We start from the raw sequence: 20605 nt of genomic DNA on the forward strand, positions 1-20605 counted from the left end.
CGGGTCTCTGGCTGTTCAGAGGCAAGATGACCGAGTTGCGGGCGGCGTGCCTCCGGCAGGCAGACGAAAACCGGCGCGCGCCGGACAAACGGAACCGGGCACCTATTGCGAGATCCGTCGGCGTGCCTTTCCTGGTGCGTTTTCGGCGCTGCTCAGCGCGCCGCCAGCAGGTCAGCCCGGTGCACTAGGTGCAGCTTGTTGCCGTCCGGGTCGCGCAGGTAGGCACCATAGTAGTCGGGGGCATAGTTGGGGCGCAGGCCCGGCGCGCCCGCATCGCTGCCCCCCATGGACAGGCCCGCCGCGTGGGCCGCGTCCACGGCGGCCCGGTCGGGCGCGATCAAGGCCACCATCGTTCCGTTGCCCGCCGTGGCCGCGCTGTCATCGTAGGGGGTCGTGATGTAGAGGCGCGGTGCCACGCAACCGGGCAGGTGCCAACAGAACATCACGGGGCCGCCGTCGTCCTCGACCGCGCGTTCCACCAGTCCGAGGGGGGCCAACACCGCGCGGTAAAAGGCCCCGGCACGATCCAGATCGGCGCAGCCGAGGCAGATGTGAGAGATCATCCGGGCATCCGCGCCAGACCCACCCCGATCATGCTGTCACGGGTGACCAGCGCGGCCAGCGCCGCCTCATCCATCGTCTCGGTGCCTGCGGGGCGCGCAGGGATCACCACATAGCGCATGTCGGCGGTGGAATCGTGGACCCGGACCGTGGTGTCATCTGACAGGGTCACGCCGAACTCGGCCAGCACGCGGCGCGGTTCGCGGACTGTGCGCGATCGGTAGGCCCGGCTTTTGTACCAATCGGGCGGCAGGCCCAACAGGTTGCGCGGATAGCAGGAGCAGAGCGTGCAGACGACCACGTTGTGTACCGTGTCCGTGTTTTCGACTGCGATCAGCTTCAGCGGCCCGATGTCGAAACCCATTTCGGTCGCCGCTGCCGAGGCATCGGTCAGCAGGCGGTCGCGAAAATCGGGGTCAACCCAGGCGCGGGCCACGACGGCGGCCCCCTGCGCAGGAGAGCGGGCGTCCATCGCCTCGATCTGGCGGGCGACCTCGGCCTCGGTGACGACGCCCTTGGCGATCATCAGCTCGCGAATGGCGATCTCCATCACCTGCCAATAGGTCAGCGGCCCGTCCTGATCTGCGCGGTAAGGGTGGCCGGATGGGGACATGCCCTCGTGGCTGTGGTGCGGGTGATCGTGGGGCATCAGAGCGGCTCCAGCCAATGGGCGTAGATTTCGGCGTCGATGGTGTCGTTGGGGGTCTGGCTGTCGGGCCAGACTTCGCCCAGGCGAAAGCGGACGCGGTAGAGGGGCAGGGCCTGGGCGGGGTGCCCATAGGCCAGCTGTTCGGGGTTGGCGAAGGGGCCCAGCACCCGTTCGACGGCGCCTGTCTTGCCGCGCAGGTAGGCAGGTGTGCGCACGTGGCCCGGTGGCATCAGGGTGCGGACACGGACGGGCGTGCCGGGGGCAAACGTGTCAGGCACCGGCATCGCTCGCCGTGCCATAGGTGGTGCCGCGTGCCTCGACCTCGGCCATCTTGTCCGCCAGTTCGGCCACGGAATAGATCCCTTGTTCCAGCAGGTTCTGGTTCAACGACCCGACCCAGCGTTCGTAGTAGCCGAGCGTCTCGAAGGCGTCTTCGCCCATGTCTTCCAGAACACGGCGCAACCCGTCGACGGTGAAGATGCCCTTCATGTTGGCCAGCATCACCAAGGCATCGACCCGCTTTTCCCACAGCGCGAAATCGTGGTCGGCGTCGGGCACGGGACCGGCCAGTTCACCGCCCATGTCGTGCCACCGCTTGCCTGCAAAGGCTTCGCCGGCGGTCATGCCTGACCCGCCAGCTGGTCGATCTGCGGTGCCAACCCATCGAGCGCGTAGCCCGCGTTGCGCGTGGCGGCCAGGATGTCCTGCGTCGGACGTTGCCCGGCCATGGCCAGCGCCCAAAGAACGGCGGACCGTGTGCCAGACGCGCAGTAGGCGACGACGCGGCCTTCGGCCCCGGCGATAGCATCGGCCTGTTCCTCGACGGCGTCGAGCGTCAGGTTCGGCATGGCGATCGGGTTGAAGGTAAACGACAGGCCCGCCGCTTCGGCGGCGGCCTGCATGGCACCAGCCTGATGAGAGGGCGGGACCTCTGCATCCGGGCGGTTGCAGATGATTGCGGTGACCCCATCGGCGGCCAGAACGGCCATGTCGGCAGGGTCGAGTTGCGGCGTGACGGAGGTCGTCTCGTCCAGGGGGCGCAGGTCCATGGCGGGCTTTCGGTTGGGTCCGGTTGCGCCGCAGGATGCCCGCAGGCGCGCAGGAGGTAAAGAGACGCGGTCGCGCGGGTGCGACCGCGTCGGATCAGGCCGCGCGCAGGGCGCGCAGGCGCGGCAGGGCCACCATGCCCAGCACCATCGCGGCGGCAAAGCCCGCCACCTTCGGCCCCCCCCAAAGCAGCGAGGCCAGCGCCGGTCCCGGGCATAGCCCGACCAGGCCCCAGCCAATTCCGAACAGGACCGATCCCGCGATCAGCGGCCCGTCGAGGCCGGTGACCCGTTCTGGCCAGCTTTGCGCCAGCACCGGCGCGCGGCGCGGGGTGACGCGCCAGGCAAACAGCATCGGCAGGATCGCGCCCCCCATCACGAAGGCCAGCGTCGGATCCCACGGACCGGGACCCAGTAGCGCCAGGAACCCCCGGACCCTGGCCGTGTCCGTCATCCCGGAGACGAGCAATCCGCCGCCGAACAGGGCACCGGCGGCGGCGGCGACCAGGGGTCTCATGCGAAGACCCGCACGGTCAGCACGCCTGCGGCGATAAAGGTGACCGTGGCGGCCAGCGACCGTGGCGACAGGCGCGATATCCCGCAGACCCCGTGCCCCGAGGTGCAGCCCGCGCCCAGTCGTGTGCCGATCCCGACCAACAGCCCGGCAATCAGCAGCGTGGGCCAACCCGCGACGATGTTGGTGGGCCGGTCGCCCGTGGCGAGCACGATCAGCAACGGCACCCCGATCAGCCCGGCCAGAAAGGCCAGACGTTCCGTGCGCGCATCGCCGGTCCCATCGACCAGCCCACCCAGAATGCCCGACGCCCCCATGACGCGCCCGTTGACCAACAGCATCAGCGCCGCCGCGCCGCCGATCATCAGCCCTCCGACCAATGCCCGCACAACGGCGGGCAAATCCCAGATAATCCCTTCCATGGTGACCCTTTCCACAACCTTCGTTTCGTGCCCGCAGGGCGGGCTCGCACCCGGCCCTGCGGAGGGGCGCCTACAACCGGTTGACGGGCAACTTCAAGGAAACGTTGCCTTCGGCGTCCGGCTCGGGCATCCGGCCACCGCGCATGTTGACCTGCAGCGACGGCAGGATCAGCTTGGGCGCGCCCAGGGTCGCATCGCGTTCGGTGCGCATCTTGAGAAAGGCGTCGCGCCCATCGGCCAGATGCTTGTTCCGCTTTTCGGCGGCGACGGTGGTTTCCCAGGCAAAGTCGTCTCGTCCCGGTGCCTTGTAGTCATGGCCCACGAAAATGCGGGTGTCGTCGGGCAAGGCCAGGATCTTCTGGATCGACTCCCAAAGGACCTCGGCAGAGCCGCCGGGGAAGTCGCAACGCGCGGTGCCGAAATCGGGCATGAACATCGTGTCGCCCACAAAGGCCGCGCCCCCTTGGCCTTTGCCCACGACATAGGTCAGGCAGGCAGGCGTGTGGCCGGGCGTGTGCAGGACATGGACGGGCAGGGTGCCGATCTGGAACACGCTGCCTTCGCGAAACAGGGCGTCGAACTGGCTGCCGTCGCGCTGAAACCGTGTGCCCTCGTTGAATATCTTGCCAAAGGTTTCCTGCACCGTGACGATTTCCGCCCCGATGCCGATCTTGCCGCCCAGTTTTTCTTGAATGTAGGGCGCAGCAGAAAGGTGGTCGGCGTGGACATGGGTTTCCAACAGCCAGTCCACCGTCAGCCCCCGGTCGCGGATCGCGGCGATCAGGCGATCCGCGCTGTCGGTGCCGGTGCGGCCCGCAGCCATGTCGAAGTCCAGCACCGGGTCGATCACGGCGCAGGTGGTCCCATCGTCCATAAGGTAGCTGATGGTGTTGGTCCCGCTGTCGAAGAAGCCTTCGACCTGTGGTGTATCGGTCATATTCGGTCCTCCCTGCGGAAGGGTCGCGCCACCGCTGGCCCCGCGTCAAGCGCTACCCTGCGTCGGGTGTCGGGGTGCGGCAGCATGCCCCGGCATACAATTCCATAAGCATTGTCAGTGTTGTTAGCGCTAATTGATTGATTGCTAAGGTCTATGTTCGCGCAACCATGCCTGCGCCGCCCTTGCGTGACGGCAGAAGCAGGCCGTAAACATGGGCCAAAGGGGACCGGAGGACATGGGAATGAGCTGGAAAAGCGAATGGGACCGGGCGCACAGCGACCCGGAAGGGTTCTGGATGGACGCCGCGCGGGCCATCGACTGGGCCAAGGCCCCGTCCAGGGCGCTGCACGATCTGGGCGGGCCGGTGCCCGAATGGTTCGCTGACGGCATGGTCAACGCCTGTCACAACGCGGTCGATCGCCACGTGGCGGCGGGCCACGGCGACCGGGTGGCGATCATCCATGACAGCCCGGTGACCGACAGCGTCACCAAGGTCACCTACGCAGACTTGCAGGACCGTGTCGCCCGCCTGGCCGGGGCCCTGGCCGCGCGCGGCGTGGGCACGGGCGACCGGGTTCTGATCTACATGCCGATGGTGCCCGAAGCCCTGGAGGCGATGCTGGCCTGTGCCCGGCTTGGCGCGATCCATTCGGTCGTCTTCGGTGGTTTCGCGGCGGCTGAACTGGCCGTGCGGATCGACGATGCAAAGCCAAAGGCCATCCTCGCCGCCTCGGGCGGGATCGAGCCGAACCGCGTCGTGCCCTACAAGCCGCTGCTGGACGGGGCGATCGACATGGCTGCGCACAAACCGGATGCCTGCATCATCCTGGAACGTCCGGGCCTGGAGGTCGACCTGGGCCCGCGCGACGTGGATTGGGCCGCCGCCGTGTCCGCCGCCGACCCGCACCCCTGCGTGCCTGTGCGCGGCGATCACCCTGCCTATATCCTTTACACTTCCGGCACGACGGGGGCACCCAAGGGTGTGGTCCGCGCGACCGGCGGGCATCTGGTCGCGCTCGACTGGTCAATGACCAACATCTACGGCGTTCAACCCGGAGAGGTCTACTGGGCCGCCTCTGACGTGGGCTGGGTCGTAGGGCACAGCTATATCTGCTATGCGCCTCTGATCCATGGCTGCACCACCATCGTGTTCGAGGGCAAGCCAGTCGGCACCCCGGATGCCTCGACCTTTTGGCGGGTGATTTCGGATCATGACGTTTCGGTCTTCTTCACGGCGCCGACCGCGTTTCGCGCGGTCAAGCGGGACGATCCTGCCGGCGCGCTGATGGCGGGCCATGACCTGTCGTCGCTGCGGGCCGTGTTCCTGGCCGGGGAACGCGCCGACCCCGACACCGTGAAATGGATCGAGACGCGCACGGGCGTGCCCGTCATCGACCATTGGTGGCAGACCGAAACCGGTTGGGCCATCGCGGCCAACCCCCTGGGGCTGGAACAACTGCCGATCAAATCCGGCAGCCCTTCGGTCCCGATGCCCGGCTATACCGTCGAGGTCCTGGACGAAGGCGGCCACCCCGTCGCGCCCGGCGAACTGGGGGCCATAGCCGTCAAGCTGCCATTGCCGCCCGGCACCCTTCCGACGCTTTGGAACGCGGCAGACCGCTTCCAGTCGAGCTATCTCGATACCTTTCCGGGCTATTACGAGACGGGGGACGCGGGGATGCTGGACGAAGACGGCTATCTGTGGATCATGTCGCGCACGGACGATGTCATCAACGTGGCCGGCCACCGCCTGTCCACCGGTGCCATGGAAGAGGTGCTGGCCACCCATCCCGACGTCGCCGAATGTGCCGTCATCGGCGTGGCCGATGATCTGAAAGGGCAGTTGCCGATGGGATTCCTGTGCCTGACCAAGGGCGTCGACCGGCCACACGGGGACATCGCGCAGGAATGCGTGAAACTGGTGCGCGAAAAGATCGGCCCGGTCGCGGCCTTCAAGCTTGCCGTGGTGGTGGACCGTCTGCCGAAAACCCGGTCAGGCAAGATCCTGCGCAAGGTCATGGCGCAGATCGCCGACGGTGCCGACTGGAAGATGCCCGCGACCATCGACGACCCGGCCATCATGGATGAAATCGGGACCGCGACGCGCACGCTGGGCTATCCGGCCGGGGCCGATTGACCGACCGGCGGCGCGGATCCCGTGCCGGACCCGGGTTCACCCCGGATCCGGTGGACCTGTTGGCCCACGACATCCGCGCCGCCGTGTCCGACGTCATCGGCGGTCTGCGCCTGATCGAACCCGAAGACCTGCCGGAGGCGACCCGCGAACAATTGGGCCGCGTTCATGTGGCGTCCGAATTGCTGGCACGTCTGGTCGAGGAAATGTTGCTGGGGGCCCCCGGCGATGCTGAGGATGCCGAGGTCGGCATTCTCAACCTGCACCGGTTCCTCGATGATGAGCTGCGGCGCTGGCATGGCGCGGCGCGTCCCACCGGCACCCGCGTCAGCTTTGACAGGGACCCGGACCTGCCAGAGGTCGTGCGTCTGAACGGCCTGCACCTGCGCCGGGTCATCGCGAACCTGATGGGCAATGCCCTGCGCCACGCGCCCGGCGGCTCTGTCACCCTTGGGGCGGAGCTGTACCGCGACCGAACGCTCAGCATTTGCGTCAGCGATGACGGGCCGGGCTTTCCCATTGATCTTCTGCCCCGGCTGTTCGACCCGGAAACACGCGGTGGATCTGCCCCCGGCACCGGAATGGGGCTGCACATTGCGTCCGCCCATGCAGAGGGGCTGGGCGGGAAACTTGCCGCGCGCAATCTGGCCACGGGCGGCGCGCAGGTCACCCTGACCATCCCCGCCCACATCTGGGAGCGGGAGGTGGAGCCTGCGCCAGGTGATCTGCCCGATCTCACCGGTCGGCGGGTTCTTGTCGCCGACGACAGCGCCACCAATCAGACCCTGCTGCGCGGCATTCTGGCGCGCCTGGGGGCCGAATGCGAAACTGCGGGCGACGGGATCGAGGCGCTGAACTGGCTGTCGCGGGAACGGTTCGACATGGCGCTGGTCGATCTGGAGATGCCGCGCCTGGGCGGCCTGGACGTCATCCGCTCCGAGAGGGAGCGGCAGGCGCGCGGCATTGCGCCGCCGATGTTGATGGTCGCGATGACAGCCTACGTCCTGCGCGACAACCGCGAAGCGATCCTGGAGGCGGGGGCGGACGGCATTCTGGCCAAACCCCTGGCCGGGATCGAAACCGTGGCCAAGATCCTGCACCAATTCCTGGAAGACGCCCCGGACCCGGACGATTGGGCGCCCGAGCGTGCCCCGGCGCTAAGCGCGATCACCCTTGCGGAACTGATGGCCGCTGCCGGGCCGGACCAGGGTGACGTTCTGCTGACCCGGCTCAAGCAGGATCTGGCGCTGGTGGACATGGATCTTTCGGCGGCGTTAGACGGCAAGGATCTGGCGGGTATTCGGGCGCAGACCCACGTGCTGTTGTCGCTGGCCGGGGCCGTGGGGGCCTTGCCCACGCAAGAGGCGGCGCGGCGTGTCGGTCACCTGGCCCGCGATGGCGACATGGAGGCCATCGCCATCGCGGTCAAAGTCTGTCTGGGTCGCCTGAGCGAATTGCGCGACGAGTTGCGCCGCACCGGGTGACCGTCAGGCCATTTCCTCGGCCTGGGCCTCGACCAGAACCGTTTCGACCTGCGCCCCGGTTTCCAGGGTCCGGTGGACGGGGCATTTGTCCGCGATTTCCAGCAAACGCGCGCGTTGGTCGGCGTCCAGCCTGCCCTTGATGGTGATTTCGCGGCGGAAGCGATCGATCCGCTCGGACGCGGACGGCGCGTCCTGGGCGTGCATGCGGTCATGCGTGACGTCGACCGACACGTGTTCCAGGGGCCATTTCTTGCGCCGTGCATACATCCGCAGCGTCATCGTCGTGCAGGACCCCAGCGAGGCGGCCAGCAGCTGATAGGGGGACATGCCAAGATTGGTGCCGCCGTAGGCCGCCGGTTCATCGGCCTTGAGGTGATGAATGCCGCCCGCGACGATGTCCTGGGCATAGCCGTTGGGGTCTGCTTCGGACACGCGGGTGACACCCTCGGGGGCACCGATGGGTGGGGCGGGGCGGGTGACGTCGACGTATTTCGTGACCCAGGCCCCGATGACATCGGCGGCATATTCCGCATCCTTGGCACGGGTGATCAGGTGATCCGCATCGTCGAGCGTGACGAAGCTTTTGGGGTGCTTGGCCTCGATGAAGATGCGCGTCGCGTTCTCGATGCCGACGATTTCATCTCGGGGGGCGTGCAGGACCAGCAGGGCGCGGTTCATGGTGCGGATGGCATCGGTCAGGTTCTGGCCTTCCACGTCCTCGACAAAGCCGCGACCGATGCGCAGCTTGCGCCCGCCCAGTTTGACCTCGGCGGCCCCGTCGCGGGCAATGTCGTCCAGGGCTCCGCCAAAGTTGTGGGTGACGTGGCCGGGGTCAAACGGGGCACCGATGGTCACCACGGCCTTCAGGCTGTCGATGGAACCCGCCGCACGCAAAACGGCGGCCCCGCCCAGCGAATGGCCGATCAGGATGGCGGGTGGCATGCCCCGCGCGGCCAGGGCGGCGGCGGCGGCAGTCAGGTCGGCCACGTTGGAGGTAAAGGACGTGTTCTCGAACTCTCCTTCCGAATGCCCAAGCCCGGTAAAGTCAAACCGCAGGACGGCGATCCCCATTGCGGCCAGGCGCGTGGCGATGCGGCGCGCGGCGGGGATGTCCTTGCCGCAGGTAAAGCAGTGGGCCATCAGCGCGGTCGCGCCGGTGGGGCCTTCGGGCAGGTCCAGCCGGGCGGCCAGTTGGCTGCCGTCATGGCCGGTAAATGTGAAACGTTCGGTCGGCATCAGGGGTCCTTTCGGTTGCCCGCAGACTGCCCCGCGGTCCCCGATCCGGCAAGCGATGCAGGCCCCGCGTCACGGAAGGGTGATTGCCCGCCCGCCGCGTGATCACAGCGCTGTGACGCGCGTGCATCGGCGCAGGGACGGGCCTGCGCTCAGGCAGGACGAGGGGGCGATTTCACCCCTTGTCCCACCATTTTGCCACGCACCCCGCCCCCCGGCGAACCGGCGGGCTGTAACGTTTATGACCTCAGAGGTTTGGCTTCTTTTGCAGCAGGGGCATCAGGCTGGCCATATCGGGACCCCGATCGGTGCCCGTCATCGCAAGGCGCAGTGGTTTGAACAGGCCCTTGCCCTTGCGGCCTGTCGCCTCCTTGACGGCGGAGGTCCACTCACCCCAGGTCGCTTCGGTCCAGGGGGCCTCGGGCAGCAGGTTCAACGCCTGCCGGACGAAGTCGCTATCCTCGGCGTCGATCTCGGGCGTGGCCCCTTCGGAGATGACGCGCCACCAATCGGCCATTTCCGCGCGGGTTCCGATGTTGTCGCGCACCACGGTCCAGAACCGGTCGGCCAGGGCGTCGGGCACACCCATCGCGCTGACCTGTCCGGCAACGGCCGACAGCGGCAACCGCTGCAGGTAGTTGGCCGTCAGCGGGCGCAGGTCGGCCTCGTCGAACTTGGTGGGGGCCACGCCAAAGCTGTCCAGGTCGAAATTCGCCGCCAGCTCGTCGGGCGTTTCCGCCAGTTCGACGGCGCGCGACGACCCAAGCCGGGCCATCTGCGACAGCAGGGCCATCGGTTCGATCCCAGCCGCGCGCAGGTCGCGCAGGGACAGCGTGCCAAGCCGCTTGGACAATGCCTCGCCCTTTGGGCCGGTCAGCAGGGAATGGTGGGCAAATGTCGGGTGGCCGTGGCCAAGCGCGGCCATGATCTGAATCTGCGTGGCCGTGTTGGTCACATGGTCCGACCCGCGCACCACGTGGGTCACGCCCATATCGGTGTCATCGACGACCGATGCGATCGTATAAAGAACCTGCCCATCGCCCCGGATCAGCACCGGATCCGAGACCGAGGCCGCGTCGATGCTGAGCGGGCCGAGGATGCCATCGGTCCATTCGATGCGTTCCTGGTCCAGTTTGAACCGCCAGTGGCCGCCACGTTCGGCGCGCAGGCGGTCCTTTTCCGCGTCCGACAAGGCCAGCGCGGCACGGTCGTAGACCGGCGGCTTGCCCATGTTCAGCTGTTTCTTGCGTTTCAGATCCAGTTCGACCGGGGTTTCGAACGCCTCGTACAGACGGCCCGAGGCACGCATCTCTTCGGCGGCGGCGGCGTAGCGGTCCAGGCGGGCCGACTGCCGCTCCTCCCGGTCCCAGGTCAGGCCCAGCCATTCCAGGTCTTCGCGGATGGCGTCGGCATATTCGTCCTTCGACCGCTCCGGATCGGTGTCGTCGAGGCGCAGGATGAAGGTGCCGCCGGATTTGCGGGCGATCATCCAGTTCATCAGCGCGGTGCGCAGGTTGCCTACGTGGATGTGCCCCGTGGGCGAGGGGGCAAAGCGGGTGACGGTCTCGGACATGGAAGGGCTCCTTTGAGGGCGATGTGCCACCCAGGCGGAGGGCTGTCCAGTCTGGGCTCTGATGTGCGCTGGGGCAGGGCGGGCGTTACAGGGTGCACGGATCACGAAACCGCGAGGCTCTCGCTCCGCTCCGGGACAGCGCTAGGTTTGAGAAATCGTGTATTAGGAGGATCCCGATGAACCTGTCCCGCCGCGCCGCCCTTGGTGCAACCGCCGCCCTGCCGTTCACCGCAGCCCTGCCGGCACTGGCCGCCGCCCCCAAGAAGGACGCGATGATCCAGAACGTCCGTCGTTTCGGCCTGGGCGACCTGGAGGTGACGACCCTGCTGGCCAATACGGTCACCAACCCGAACGATCCGCAGACCATCTTTGGCATGAATGTCGATGCACAGACGTTCCTGGCGGCGTCCGAGGCGGCGTTCATCCCGTCGGACGTCAACCAGTTCTTCTTTACGCCGACACTTGTGAACACGGGCGACAACCTGGTTCTGTTCGACACCGGCCAGTCGGGCGACGGCATCGCCAAGGTCATCGAAGAGGCCGGCTATGCCACGGGTGACGTCGACACCGTGATCATCACCCACATGCACGGCGACCACATCGGCGGTCTGATGCGCGACGGATCCCCCACATTCGAGAACGCGTCCTATGTAACGGGTCAGGCCGAATACGATGCCTGGGCCGCGCAGGACAACGACGGGTTCAAATCGAACGTGGCCCCCTTGGCGGATCGGATGACGTTCCTTGCCGACGGGCAGGACGCGCTGCCGGGTATCACGGCCATGGCGGCCTTTGGGCACACGCCGGGGCACATGACCTATCGCCTGTCGTCCGGCGACAAGTCGCTGTTGGTGGCGGCAGATCTGGCCAACCATTATGTCTGGTCCCTGGCGAACCCAGACTGGGAAGTCCGGTTCGACATGGACAAGGCTGCCGCCGCCGCGTCCCGTCGCAAGGTTCTGGGCATGCTGGCCGCCGAGCGGATGCCGATGATCGGCTATCACATGCCTTTCCCTGCCGTGGGTTATGTCGAAGCGCGGGGCGATGGCTTCCACTGGGTTCCCGAGAGCTATCAGATGATGCTGTGATCCGGTGTCGGCCCGCCTGGCGCGGGCCGACCAGGTGGGGGGCCAGCCCCCCACACCCCCCGGAGTATTTACGCCGAGAAGAAGACAGGGTCAGGCGCGCACCGGCCAATGGTCGCGCAGGTTGCTCAGTCCGGCGGCGATCAGGTCACCCAGGACGGATGTGTCGATCCGGTTCAGCCGCGTGACGTAGAGACAGGATTTGCCCATGCGATGGGGGCCCAGGCGGCTGAGGATGTCGCTGAAATCCGCATAGCCTGGCATGATGTAGATGCTGAGCGCTGCCTTGCGGGGGCTGAAGCCTGTGGCAAGGTATGTGCCGGACCGGCCGGTGGCATAGGTGTAATCGTAGCGGCCATAGCCCACCTTGTTGCCTGGCCAGAGTTCGGGCGCGAGCCCCGAGCATCGTCGAAAAAGCGCGTCGAGCGTGCGGCACTCCTCTGATCTGGGCGCGGATTGGGCCCGGAAAAATGCCTCGGGGGTTGCGGGCATTAGGGGTGGGGTGCGGTCAGTCATCTGGCGAAGACTAGCACATCTGCTTGCTGCGCCTAAGCGGCGACTGGCGGGTGCCGTCGCGCGGGGGCTTGCGCAGGGCCGCCCGCCGAGCCTAGCACGGGGGACAAACAAGATCGGAGGCCAAGATGTCCGACACGCTGCGCGACGCCGCGCTCGCCGTGCGCGAAAACGCCCATGCTCCATATTCGCAGTTCAAGGTTGGCGCGGCCATCCGGACCGCGTCCGGCACTGTCTATCGCGGCTGCAATGTCGAAAACGTGGCCTACCCCGAAGGCACCTGTGCCGAGGCCGGGGCCATCGCCGCGATGTGCGCGGCGGGCGACCGCGAAGTGGTCGAGGTTTATGTCGTCGCAGGATCCCCCACGCCGGTTCCGCCCTGCGGTGGCTGTCGTCAGAAGCTGGCGGAATTCGGGGCGGGCGACGTGCCCGTGACCCTGGCCACGGTCGACGGCGCCGAACAACGCACGACCGTCGCCGCCTTGTTGCCCGGCGCGTTTGATGCGGGGCACATGGCTTGACCATTCGCGCGACCCTTGCCGCGCTGCGCCGGGGGGCGGCCCTGGATGGGCAGGCTCTGGCTGATTTCGCCGAAGGATTGGCCGACGGGCGCGTGTCTGACGCCCAGGCCGGGGCCTTTGCCATGGGTATTTGCCATGCGCCCTTGTCGCCGCCTGCACGCGCGGCCCTGACGCGGGCGATGCGCGACGGCGGCGAGGTTCTGGAATGGGATCTGCCGGGACCGGTCATCGACAAGCATTCGACGGGCGGGGTCGGCGATTGCGTGTCGCTGATCCTGGCCCCGGCGTTGGCCGCCTGCGGGGCCTATGTGCCGATGATTTCCGGCCGGGGATTAGGCCACACGGGTGGCACGCTGGACAAGCTGGCAGCGATTCCGGGCCTGCGGGTCGAAATGCAGGCCGATGAGTTGCAGGACATCGTCCGCCGGGTCGGTTGCGCCATCGTGGGGGCGACGGCGGACATCGCGCCCGCAGATCGGCGTCTGTACGCCGTGCGCGACGTCACGGGGACCGTGGAAAGCCTGGATCTGATCGTCGCGTCGATCCTTTCCAAAAAGCTGGCTGAAGGGTTGGAGGCGCTGGTCCTTGATGTGAAAACCGGGTCCGGCGCGTTCATGGCCGATCCGGGCGCGGCGCGCGCGTTGGCGGCGGCCCTGGTCGAGACGGGTCAGGCCAACGGGGTCATGACCTCGGCCATCGTGACCGACATGTCGCAACCGGCGGCGACCTCGGCCGGCAACGCATTGGAGGTGATTGCCGCGATGGAGGCGCTGACCGAACCGGCCATGCGCCGGTCGCAACGGTTGGTTGCCCTGACCAAGGCGTTGGGCGGTGAGGCGCTGGCGCTGGGGGGGCTGGTCGCAGATGCGGACGATGGGGCCGCGCGGATCGAGGTGGCCTTGACCTCGGGCGCGGCGGCCGAGGTGTTTGGCCGGATGATCGCCGCGCAAGGCGGCCCTTCGGATTTTCTGGAGCGGTGGCGCGACCGGCTGCCTGCGGCCCCGGTCGTGGCGGAATTGCGCGCGGACCGACCCGGCGTCGTGGCCCGGATCGACGCGCGCGCCTTGGGCGAGACGGTGGTGGACCTGGGCGGCGGACGCAGGCGCGAACATGATCGGATCGACCCGACCGTCGGCATCAGCCACCTGGCGCAACTGGGCGCCGTCGTGACCGAGGGGCAGCCCCTGGCCCGCATCCATGCCGCCGATAGCGACGCGGCAGAGGATGCGGCGGCGCAGGTGGCCCAGGCGATCGAAATGGCGCAGGGTGCCGTAACCCCGCCAACCCTGATCCAGGAGACGATCCGATGAGCCGCGCCTTTCTTGTTGTCATGGATTCCGTTGGCTGTGGCGGGGCCCCAGATGCGGTTGAATTCGGGGATGCGGGGGCAAACACACTTGCCCATATCGCACAATGGGTCACTCAAAACCGCAGGAACAGGCAAGTCCACTTGCCCAATCTGGACAATCTGGGGCTTGGTCGCGCCGTAACGCTCGCCTCTGGTGAAGCGGCCCCGGGCCTGGATGCGGAGCCAGAGGGGGCCTGGGGGTGCGCCACCGAAATCAGCCCCGGTAAGGACACGCCGTCGGGGCACTGGGAATTGTCGGGCCTGCCTGTTCCCTGGGACTGGACCTATTTTCCCGACACCGATCCCTGCTTTGCGCCGGACCTCGTGGCAGAGGTGGCGCGGCTGGCGGGGACCGACGGCATCCTAGGCAACCGCCATGCCTCGGGCACCAACATCATCGAGGAAGAGGCAGAGGCGCATATCCGCACGGGTTGGCCGATCTGCTATACGTCCGTCGACAGCGTGTTCCAGATTGCGGCCCACGAAGAGCATTTTGGCTTGCAACGCCTGCTGGACCTTTGCGCCGCGCTGGCCCCGCGTCTGCATGAGATGCGGGTCGGCCGCGTGATCGCGCGGCCTTTCACGGGGGACGGGCCGTGGCAGCGCACGTCCAACCGCAAGGATTTCGCAATCTTGCCGCCGGCAGACACGCTATGCGATGTTGTGCAACGGGCGGGACGCCGGGTGCATGCGATCGGCAAGATCGGCGACATCTTTTCCATGCGGGGCATCGACAGCGTGGTCAAAGGGTCGGATGCGGATCTGATGGCCCATCTGGCCGCAGCCGTCCGCGACATGCCCGATGGCTCGCTCACCTTCGCGAATTTCGTCGAATTCGACAGTCTTTATGGCCACCGACGTGATCCGCTGGGCTATGCCGAACATCTGGAATGGTTCGACGCCTGCCTGCCACCGATCCTGTCGGCGCTGCGGCCCGATGACGTGATGATCTTTACGGCGGACCATGGCAATGACCCGACCTGGCGCGGGACGGATCACACCCGCGAACGGGTCCCCGTCGTCTGCGCCGGCATCATGGGAGAGCTGGGGCAGCTTGGCTTTGTCGACGTCGCGGCCAGCATCTGCGCCCATCTGGGCGTGCCCAAAGTCGGACCGGGGAGGAGTTTTCTATGACCGATCAACCCAAGATCGAGCTGCATCTTCACCTCGAAGGGGCCGCGCCGCCTGATTTCATCCGACAGTTGGCCGCGGAAAAAGGCGTGACCCTGGACGGTGTTTTTGATGCAAGTGGATCCTATGCTTTCAATGACTTCGAACACTTTCTTCAAGTCTACGAAGCCGCAGTCACCGTCTTGCAGACGCCGGAAGATTTCGGCCGCCTGACCCGCGCGGTGCTGGAACAGTCAAAGGCCAACGGCGTCGTCTATACCGAAGCGTTCCTGAGCCCGGATTTCTGTGGCAACCGCGACCTGGGGGCCTGGCGCGAATACCTTGCCGCCATCGAGGAGGCCGCCGCCTCCGTATCCGGGATCGAGATGCGTGGGATCGTCACCTGTATTCGGCATTTCGGCCCGGAAAAGGCCCGTGAAACAGCCGTTTGCGCAGTCGAGACGGCGGGGGATTTCATCACCGGCTTTGGCATGGGTGGCAATGAGGGCGTCTTTACCCAGGGCGATTTTGCGCCCGCCTATGACGCCGCCCGCGAGGCCGGGCTGGGCCTGACCACGCATGCAGGCGAATTCGGTGGCCCCGAAAGCGTGCGGCAAGCGCTCGACGACCTTCGGGTCAGTCGGATCGGCCATGGGGTGCGCGCCAGCGAGGACCCGGCCTTGATCTCGCGTCTGGTCGAAGAAGGCATCGTCCTGGAGGTGTGTCCGGGATCCAACGTTGTCCTTGGACTTTACCCGAACATCGCCGCGCATCCTATTGATAAGATGCGCAAGGCGGGCGTAAAGGTCACCGTCTCGACCGACGATCCCCCGTTCTTTCACACGGATTTGCGCGCTGAACACACGGCGCTGACCGACACCTTCGGATGGACCGGCGCGACCTTTGCCGCGGTCTATCGCACCGCGGCCCAGGCCGCTTTTTGCGACGCGGCGACCCGCGCCCGTCTGCTTGCCCGATTGGAGTAACCCATGGAACACCTTACCGTCGTCAGACATCCGCTGGTGCAGCACAAGCTGACGCTGATGCGGGAAAAGGACACATCGACCGCTGTTTTCCGGCAGTTGTTGCGTGAAATCAGCCAGTTGCTGGCCTATGAGATCACGCGCGAACTGCCGATGACGACCAAGACGATCGAAACGCCGATCCAGACCATGGATGCGCCGACGCTGGCCGGTCGCAAGCTTGCGCTGGTCTCTATCTTGCGGGCCGGGAACGGTCTTTTGGACGGGATTCTCGAACTGGTGCCCTCGGCCCGCGTGGGGTTCGTCGGTCTTTACCGTGACGAAGAAACGCTCAAGCCGGTGCAATACTATTACAAGGCCCCGGAACTGTTGAGCGAACGGCTGGTGATCGCCGTCGATCCGATGCTGGCCACGGGCAATTCCTCGGTCGCGGCCATTGATCTGCTCAAGGAGCAGGGGGCGACGGATATTCGGTTCCTGTGCCTTTTGGCGGCCCCCGAAGGCGTCGCCCGCATGAAGGAAGCGCACCCGGATGTGCCCATCGTCACCGCCGCCGTCGACACCCAGCTGGACGAGAACGGCTACATCGTTCCGGGACTAGGGGATGCGGGTGATCGGATGTTTGGCACAAAATAGAGCAGTTTGAACGGCCTCCGCGCTTTACTTGACCCCAAGGCGTCGTGCACAGTCGCGGCGGACCTGCGGGGGCCATTGACGGAGGGTGACATGGGCGCGTTCAGAACGTTCGGATTGAGTTTGGTTGCAGTCAGCGCGCTGCTTGCGGCCAGTGAGGTTGGCGCACAGCGGGCGTCCAGCGGCCCCGCCGAAGTGCCTCCCGGCAGCTTTGCCGGATCGCAGTATGTGGACAGCACCGGCTGTGTGTTCATTCGCGCGGGTGTCGACGGGGCGACCCGTTGGGTGCCGCGCGTAAATCGCGACCGCACGCCCGTGTGCGGGGCCAGCCCGACACGGACCGCAGGCGCCGCCACCGCCCCAGCCGCGGCCCCCGCACCTACGCCGCGTGTGACGGTTATCGAACCCGTCGCGACGCCGACACCCGCGCCGGTTCGCACGGCCGAGCCGGTGATCCGCCGCGCCCCAGCTGCCGCCGCCCCCCGCCGCATCGTCGAAGCCGCGCCGCGTCCGCGTGCCGTAGCCCCCCGCGTGGTCGCCGCCGCCCCCCGCCGGGCGACCGCCCCGGCACCGCGCCGCGCGGCACCGCGCCCGATGCCACAAGTCGTACAAGCGCCGGTCGTCTCCGCTCCGGTGGCCTTGCCGCCCGGCTGCGGGGCCTCGGCGTTGTCGGCACGGTATTTGCCCGGCTGTCGGGTCGGCACGACGACGGCACAGCCCACGCGCGTGGTAACGACGGCGGCCCCGCGCGTCGCGACCGCGCCCGCGCAGCCACGCGCCCGTGTCGTGGCACCCGCGCCTGTCACGCGCCGCGCGAACGAGCAGGTCATCGTTTCCGTCACGCCACCCGCGACCGCCCAGAGGGTGAACCCCGCCACGCCGTCCCCGCGCCGCAACGTCGGCACCGGGGCGCGACCGGGTGTGCGGGCTGGCGGGTGTCAGGGCGCTTCGGATCTGTCGAACCGGTATTTGCAGGGAGCGAACCGGTGCGGCGGTGATTCAGGTTGGACGCCAGGTCGGCGGTCGTCCCTGGACGCTGCTCCGGGTTTGTCCACGACGCGCTCTGGTCGCGAGCAACGGGTCGTCATCGTACCCGCCGCGCGCACGACGTTCGACGTCACGCAACCGCCTGCCGGATATCGGGCGGCATGGACCGATGGTCGTCTCAACCCGCACCGGGGTCCGCGGACCCTGCAGGGGGACTACCAGTCGCAAGCGATCTGGACCAACGAGACGCCGCGCCGGCTGCGTCCCGTGATCCTCGTCCGTCAGTAGGTGTGGGGCCGGCCTCAGGGCCGATCGATGACGCCGATTGCGTCCATCATCGCCTCAAAGGCGTCCCGTTCCGTATCCACGGTGCGGGATTTGACTGCATCGAAACGGACGCGCAGGGCTTTCTTTTCGTCGCCCTTGCAGTCGTTCCAGGGCCGCCCCTGAAGCGCCATTTCCAGAACGTAGAACCCGATGAAGTGGGGACGGGTCCCGGCCGCGATCATGCGGGCATAGGCTTCGTCCGTGCCCAGGGCGCGCAACGCTGCGGCGGAATGGATCCCGGCGCGGGCGCAGGCCTCCTCGACGGCGGGGCCGAGGTTTCTCAGCGAAGATACGGGGGCATCATCGGTCATGAACCGGAGTGATACGCGCCTGGTCTCGGCTGTCCAGTGCCTTAGATCGAGGCCCAGTCCGTGAATTTGAACGGAGCGGGCACGCGGGTCCGCTTGGCGGGAACGGTCACTGGGGCGACGGGGGGTGTTGGTTGTCTCTGCATGATGTCTCAACGTCCTCAGACCCGGAATGGGTCCCGTCGTTCAGGGAAAGCGGAAACAATGAAAGCAGAAAGACCGAGCCGTGGCGGAAATGCGGCCCCGTCCAGGGAGGAGGAGGGGGACAGGGCCGCAAAGTTCCCCAAGATGGTGAAACCAGGGAGGAGGAGAGGTTCACCGTCTCGATAATTAAGAATTTAAGCTGCAACGCAGAAAGGTCAATGCTGCATCCGCAGCAAATATACGATTTCCGCGCGAAAGACGGAACATTTCGTATTGCGGCATCCCACTGAAACAAAGGCTGTTTTCCGAACGCATATGAATACAGCAGAGCGTCCGACCTTTGATCATTCGTGTCCTGGTTGCAACGCTCTGCGGCTGCCCCGCCAAGCCAGCGCCATCAGAAAGAGGGCTGTCAGAACCACAACGATCGTCGCCGCCGGTGCGCTGTCGAGGTAGATCGACAGATAAAGACCGGCAATTGCAGATCCGCAGGCCACCCCCATGCTCAACAGCAACATCGGTCCGAATCGCCGCACGAGCAGGAAGGCAATCGCCCCCGGTGTGACCAACAGCGCGATCACCAGGATGATTCCCACCGCCCCCAGGGCCGACACGACCGCAGCAGAGATCATGGCCAGCAACCCGTTGTGCAGCAACCCGACCCGCAATCCCGCAGCCCGCGCTTGCGTCGGGTCGAACGCATGCAGCAGAAAATCGCGCCAACGCAGCGCCATGACGGCCAGGATGATGATGGCGATGACCGCCGCCGTCCAGATTTCGAAGGCTTCGACGCCCAGCAGATTGCCGAAAAGGATGTGATCCAGATGCACCTCTGGCGCGATCCAGGTGATTGCGACGATGCCGGTCGCGAACATGCCGGAAAAGACGACCCCCATCAGGGTGTCACGCTTGACCCGGCTGTGTGTGTCCAACCATCCGGTCAGCAATGCCGACCCCATCCCGGCAACAAAGGCCCCCACGATGAGAGGCAGGCCAAGCAGGTAGGCGGCCACGACGCCCGGCAGGACCGCGTGGCTGATGGCATCCCCGATCAGGCTCCAGCCCTTGAGGACCAGAAAGGCGGAGAGCAGCCCGCAAGGTGCCGCCACCAGAAGCGCCGTCAGCATGGCGTCGCGCAGAAAGGGCAGCTGGAAAGGCAGCAGCAGTGTCTCGATCACGCGCGCGCCCTCCGCCGGGTGGCCAGCCAGCCATGGGTCGGTGCAAAGGTAAAGGCGAGCGCAAAGATCAGGGTCTGCAGCATGACGATGACGCCGCCGGTGGCCCCGTCCAGAAAATAGCTGAGGTACGCCCCAAGGGCGCAGGAGACCGTGCCCAACGTCACCGCAAGGATCAGCAGCAGGCCGAACCGGTCGGTCAGCAGATAGGCGGTGGCACCGGGCGTCACGACCATCGCGATCACCAGGAACGCGCCGACCGTCTGCATCGCCGCCACCGCGCAGGCCGACAACAGCGTGAACAGCACCGCCTTCCAGAAGCGCGGGTTCAAGCCGATGGCGCGGGCATGCGCCTCGTCGAAAAAGACCACCAAAAGATCGCGCCATTTCAGCGTGAGCACCGTCAAGGTTACGGCAGAGATCAGAACCACCTGCACCGTATCCTGAGGGGTGATGGCCAGGATGTTGCCCAGGACGATCGTCTGCAAGTCGACTGATGCGGGCGAGAGCGACACCATGAATAGCCCGAGTCCAAAGAACCCGGTAAAGATGACGCCGATTACCGTGTCGGTCTTCAACCCCGTTCGTTCCGTCAGCAGCAGCATCGCGGCAGCCGCCAATCCGCCCGACAGGAACGCGCCCAAGGCAAAGGGCAGGCCCAGCATATAGGCGCCGGCCACGCCCGGCACGACGGAATGGGACAAGGCGTCACCGATCAGGCTCCAGCCCTTGAGCATGAGGAAGGCCGACAGGAAGGCGCAGGTGCCGCCGACCAGGGCGGATACCCAGATGGCGTTGACCATGTAGCCGTAGGCGAAGGGGTCCAGCAGCGTGCTCATCGGGGCGGGGTCGCTTGGGGCGCGTGGGGCTGGGGGGCTCTGCCCCCCGACGCCGAGGGCGCCCCCCCCCGCGGTATTT

General features: G+C 66.7%; 23 protein-coding genes. 9 read left to right on the forward strand and 14 right to left on the reverse strand.

Annotation, left to right across the window (positions count from 1 at the left end):
* Window positions 1-152: 152 nt before the first annotated feature.
* The 8 genes from K3551_RS10235 to K3551_RS10270 form a co-directional block, all read right to left on the reverse strand.
* On the reverse strand, window positions 153-563 hold the full coding sequence (locus tag K3551_RS10235; protein ID WP_259912963.1) for a VOC family protein: 411 nt from the start codon (window positions 561-563) through the stop codon (window positions 153-155).
* Complete coding sequence (gene nthA, locus K3551_RS10240) at window positions 560-1210, reverse strand: nitrile hydratase subunit alpha (protein WP_259912965.1); 651 nt, start codon at window positions 1208-1210, stop codon at window positions 560-562. Before nthA ends, K3551_RS10235 begins: the two co-directional genes overlap by 4 nt.
* A complete protein-coding gene (locus K3551_RS10245) occupies window positions 1210-1494 on the reverse strand; it encodes a nitrile hydratase subunit beta (protein WP_259912968.1) in 285 nt (94 codons plus the stop codon). The genes nthA and K3551_RS10245 overlap by 1 nt, the downstream gene beginning before the upstream one ends.
* Complete coding sequence (locus K3551_RS10250) at window positions 1481-1834, reverse strand: nitrile hydratase subunit beta (RefSeq protein ID WP_259912969.1); 354 nt, start codon at window positions 1832-1834, stop codon at window positions 1481-1483. The genes K3551_RS10245 and K3551_RS10250 overlap by 14 nt, the downstream gene beginning before the upstream one ends.
* The gene (locus K3551_RS10255; protein ID WP_259912970.1) at window positions 1831-2259 is read right to left on the reverse strand and encodes a TIGR01244 family sulfur transferase; all 429 of its coding nucleotides are present in this window, start codon (window positions 2257-2259) and stop codon (window positions 1831-1833) included. The genes K3551_RS10250 and K3551_RS10255 overlap by 4 nt, the downstream gene beginning before the upstream one ends.
* A gap of 94 nt (window positions 2260-2353) precedes the next feature.
* Window positions 2354-2773 carry a DUF6691 family protein gene (locus K3551_RS10260; RefSeq protein WP_259912973.1) on the reverse strand — a complete coding sequence of 140 codons (420 nt, stop codon included), beginning with the start codon at window positions 2771-2773 and terminating at the stop codon, window positions 2354-2356.
* Window positions 2770-3192, reverse strand: a complete 423-nt coding sequence (locus K3551_RS10265; RefSeq protein WP_259912974.1) for a YeeE/YedE family protein — start codon at window positions 3190-3192, stop codon at window positions 2770-2772. Before K3551_RS10265 ends, K3551_RS10260 begins: the two co-directional genes overlap by 4 nt.
* Before the next feature lie 70 nt (window positions 3193-3262).
* Window positions 3263-4129 (reverse strand): MBL fold metallo-hydrolase, encoded by an 867-nt coding sequence (locus K3551_RS10270; RefSeq protein ID WP_259912975.1) that lies wholly within the window; start codon window positions 4127-4129, stop codon window positions 3263-3265.
* Window positions 4130-4370: 241 nt separating this feature from the next.
* Between K3551_RS10270 and K3551_RS10275 the strand changes: the two genes are divergently transcribed.
* Together K3551_RS10275 and K3551_RS10280 are read left to right on the forward strand one after the other, a co-directional pair.
* Window positions 4371-6266, forward strand: a complete 1896-nt coding sequence (locus K3551_RS10275) for an AMP-binding protein (RefSeq protein ID WP_259912977.1) — start codon at window positions 4371-4373, stop codon at window positions 6264-6266.
* A gap of 59 nt (window positions 6267-6325) precedes the next feature.
* Entirely contained in the window at window positions 6326-7747 is a 1422-nt protein-coding gene (locus tag K3551_RS10280; protein ID WP_259912978.1) for an ATP-binding protein, read from the forward strand.
* A gap of 3 nt (window positions 7748-7750) precedes the next feature.
* On the opposite strand, the gene K3551_RS10285 is transcribed toward K3551_RS10280, so the two are convergent.
* Window positions 7751-8983, reverse strand: coding sequence for a bifunctional alpha/beta hydrolase/OsmC family protein (locus K3551_RS10285; protein WP_259912980.1), 1233 nt, complete (start codon window positions 8981-8983; stop codon window positions 7751-7753).
* A gap of 244 nt (window positions 8984-9227) precedes the next feature.
* Entirely contained in the window at window positions 9228-10553 is a 1326-nt protein-coding gene (gene gltX / locus K3551_RS10290; RefSeq protein WP_259912983.1) for a glutamate--tRNA ligase, read from the reverse strand.
* Window positions 10554-10729: 176 nt separating this feature from the next.
* Here gltX and K3551_RS10295 point away from each other — a divergent pair, with 176 nt between their 5' ends.
* Entirely contained in the window at window positions 10730-11641 is a 912-nt protein-coding gene (locus K3551_RS10295) for an MBL fold metallo-hydrolase (RefSeq protein ID WP_259912984.1), read from the forward strand.
* 90 nt (window positions 11642-11731) lie between these two features.
* Here K3551_RS10295 and K3551_RS10300 read toward each other — a convergent pair whose 3' ends face one another.
* Window positions 11732-12130 carry a DUF1801 domain-containing protein gene (locus tag K3551_RS10300; RefSeq protein WP_259912985.1) on the reverse strand — a complete coding sequence of 133 codons (399 nt, stop codon included), beginning with the start codon at window positions 12128-12130 and terminating at the stop codon, window positions 11732-11734.
* Between the two features lie 149 nt (window positions 12131-12279).
* On the opposite strand from K3551_RS10300, the gene K3551_RS10305 reads away from it, so the two are divergent.
* The 6 genes from K3551_RS10305 (at window position 12280) to K3551_RS10330 (ending at window position 18021) form a co-directional block, all read left to right on the forward strand.
* On the forward strand, window positions 12280-12672 hold the full coding sequence (locus K3551_RS10305; RefSeq protein ID WP_259912986.1) for a cytidine deaminase: 393 nt from the start codon (window positions 12280-12282) through the stop codon (window positions 12670-12672).
* Window positions 12669-13982, forward strand: coding sequence for a thymidine phosphorylase (locus K3551_RS10310; RefSeq protein WP_409197369.1), 1314 nt, complete (start codon window positions 12669-12671; stop codon window positions 13980-13982). The genes K3551_RS10305 and K3551_RS10310 overlap by 4 nt, the downstream gene beginning before the upstream one ends.
* Window positions 13979-15154, forward strand: a complete 1176-nt coding sequence (locus K3551_RS10315; RefSeq protein ID WP_259912987.1) for a phosphopentomutase — start codon at window positions 13979-13981, stop codon at window positions 15152-15154. Before K3551_RS10310 ends, K3551_RS10315 begins: the two co-directional genes overlap by 4 nt.
* Window positions 15151-16116 (forward strand): adenosine deaminase, encoded by a 966-nt coding sequence (locus K3551_RS10320; protein ID WP_259912988.1) that lies wholly within the window; start codon window positions 15151-15153, stop codon window positions 16114-16116. The genes K3551_RS10315 and K3551_RS10320 overlap by 4 nt, the downstream gene beginning before the upstream one ends.
* 3 nt (window positions 16117-16119) lie before the next feature.
* Window positions 16120-16749: a uracil phosphoribosyltransferase gene (gene upp, locus K3551_RS10325; RefSeq protein ID WP_259912989.1), complete on the forward strand. Its 630-nt coding sequence runs from the start codon at window positions 16120-16122 to the stop codon at window positions 16747-16749.
* A 90-nt stretch (window positions 16750-16839) separates the two neighbouring features.
* Complete coding sequence (locus tag K3551_RS10330) at window positions 16840-18021, forward strand: hypothetical protein (protein WP_259912990.1); 1182 nt, start codon at window positions 16840-16842, stop codon at window positions 18019-18021.
* Between the two features lie 14 nt (window positions 18022-18035).
* Here K3551_RS10330 and K3551_RS10335 read toward each other — a convergent pair whose 3' ends face one another.
* The 3 genes from K3551_RS10335 to K3551_RS10345 all read right to left on the reverse strand — a co-directional run bounded on the left by K3551_RS10335 (window position 18036) and on the right by K3551_RS10345 (window position 20526).
* Window positions 18036-18371, reverse strand: a complete 336-nt coding sequence (locus K3551_RS10335; RefSeq protein WP_259912991.1) for a TfoX/Sxy family protein — start codon at window positions 18369-18371, stop codon at window positions 18036-18038.
* Between the two features lie 485 nt (window positions 18372-18856).
* The gene (locus tag K3551_RS10340; RefSeq protein ID WP_311199722.1) at window positions 18857-19690 is read right to left on the reverse strand and encodes a metal ABC transporter permease; all 834 of its coding nucleotides are present in this window, start codon (window positions 19688-19690) and stop codon (window positions 18857-18859) included.
* A complete protein-coding gene (locus K3551_RS10345) occupies window positions 19687-20526 on the reverse strand; it encodes a metal ABC transporter permease (protein WP_259912992.1) in 840 nt (279 codons plus the stop codon). Before K3551_RS10345 ends, K3551_RS10340 begins: the two co-directional genes overlap by 4 nt.
* Between the last annotated feature and the right edge of the window lie 79 nt (window positions 20527-20605).

The sequence above is a fragment of the Jannaschia sp. M317 genome (assembly GCF_025141175.1).
Taxonomy (GTDB): domain Bacteria; phylum Pseudomonadota; class Alphaproteobacteria; order Rhodobacterales; family Rhodobacteraceae; genus Jannaschia.